Below are 2,031 nucleotides of genomic sequence, written 5' to 3' on the forward strand. Positions count from 1 at the left end.
GGGTATATAATACGTCTGGTCATCGGTTAACCCATCCTGACTGTCTTGCTGAGAGGCATTCAAGAAGATATAGTTCTGCTTTCTCCACTCATACTTAGTGGTTACTTCTACTCCTACTACACTCACTGAACCACTGTTAGAAGCCACGTTACTGGTGGTATCAATAAGAGAGGGCACGTAGGCGATACGGTTATCAAACTGCGCAAAGTAAGGATTTACTGTAATCTCAAACCGATCAGTGCGGTACTTGGCACTGAACTCAAAGGTATTGAGCGACTCAAAGCCAAGGGTTTGGTTACCGTACAACTGCGGTAAGAAGTTATTACCACTTATCTCGTACAACGAAGGTGGCCTAACCGCCGAAGAATACTGCGCTTTAAGGATAAATTTCTTGCTAGGTAAATAGGCTACCGCTACCCGAGGGTTGAAAGCTGATATTTCGCTATCTCCAAAATTATCGTAGTAATCGTACCGAAACCCGAAGAGTAGCGATAGATTATCGGCAATATTCCAGTTGTTTTCAGCGTATAGTGCCGCAATGGTTCGGCTATCATCAGGTAATTCCCGCGCAAATTGTTCTAACTGCTGTTGGGTTACGTCAATAAAGTTATTCTGATCGTTTAATTGGCTAATGGCGTGGCTATTTTGGCCCTCTCGTTCAACTTTTATTCCGGCATTGATAGTATGGTCACCCCATAGCGTGTAGTCTTTTAAATAATCTACTTTTAGGTACGCGTTGTAGTTGGATAGCTCGGTTCGGGAGGGAACATTAATCCGTTGGTTAACTCCCACCGGGATAGGCTGATCTAGGTTGATGGTATTGGAAAAGTCGAACAACGATACCCCCGCCGATACCTCCACACAATTGGTCGCCTGAATATTTAAGTAATTGTGCAGGGTAGATGACTGAAAATTATACAGCTCTGAGCTGGCGGATATGTTTAAATTAGAAAAGAGCGCATCCCGACTTACGTTCTTGTACCATGAGCCAAATTCTATTTTATCACCGGGCGATTTTACGTTCACCAGAAAGTTGAGCGAACTTTGCACCCCGTCCCGTAGCTGGTTCTTGTCATTAGTGAAACCGAAGGTTTGCTGGTCAGGGTGGGCTTGTCCTATATCATCAAAGTATTGTAAGCTTGTACCCAAATGCCACTCCTTTAGCCGTACTCCGTGGTTAACGGTGAACCGCTTAGACTGTAACCCATCTTCGCTATTAAGACCAACACTGGCAAAAGCCTCCGTACCATTAAGGTATCCTTCGCGCGTGATGATATTGATGGTAGTCAGGGCACTGCCTCCGAGTAGCGGAGCCGGACTGGTGTTGATTTCAATGCGTTCTACGTTTTCTAAGGTGAAGAACATTCCGGGGTAGGGCGAACCGAAGGTGGACTCATTAAACTTATTCTGCCCGTTGTACAAAATCAGGATTTGCTGATTGAAGTCGGAGAGAATGCCGCGGGAATAAATCCCTGAGTTAACCATATTGCCGTAGCCAAAGTAGGTGGGGACTACATCCATACCGGGTACCCAGGTATTCAGCACATCGCGCAATGAGCGGGCTTGCATCTGCTCTAGTTGTTCGTGGCTAATTACCGTAACCGCGCCCGGAATCTGATCGGGATTTTTCACCGTTTTTGAGCCTACCGAGATATCTAACTGCATCAGTTCTTCCAAGCTCAGGTCAAAGAGGTCAATTTCTTCTTGAGCCTGAGCATAACCGGTGATAAGCAATATAAATAGTATACTGCTGAGTACCTTTTTCATGTTGGGTTATTGTTTGATTATCGTAAAATCTTAATCCATCCCAATGTCCAGTCGGCATTGGGGTCAACAGCTCCGATGTAGTCAACTGAAGAGAACCAGTTGTTAAGCGCGATTGGGTCAAAGCCTTCGCCCGCTACAATACCGACAAAACCATCTAGTAAAGGTGGGGAAGCATATTGGTTGGAAGCGTCTTGCTCAAAGGGCGAAGCATTGCGGTAGTTTACTCCCTCATTGCCCGAAAGATTATTGTTAAATACCCGGGAG

At 45.4% G+C, this 2,031-nt stretch carries 2 protein-coding genes; both read right to left on the minus strand.

The genetic code is table 11. The annotated features are described in order from the left end of the window. A partial coding sequence (locus WBA23_RS20965; RefSeq protein WP_424584235.1) for a TonB-dependent receptor plug domain-containing protein occupies nt 1-1,767 on the minus strand: 1,767 nt, incomplete at its 3' end. A gap of 17 nt (nt 1,768-1,784) precedes the next feature. Continuing rightward, on the minus strand, nt 1,785-2,031 hold a 247-nt coding region (locus WBA23_RS20970; RefSeq protein WP_424584236.1), incomplete at its 5' end, for a hypothetical protein.

It is taken from the genome of Tunicatimonas sp. (assembly GCF_049647865.1).
In the GTDB taxonomy this organism is placed as follows: Bacteria; Bacteroidota; Bacteroidia; order Cytophagales; family Cyclobacteriaceae; genus Tunicatimonas.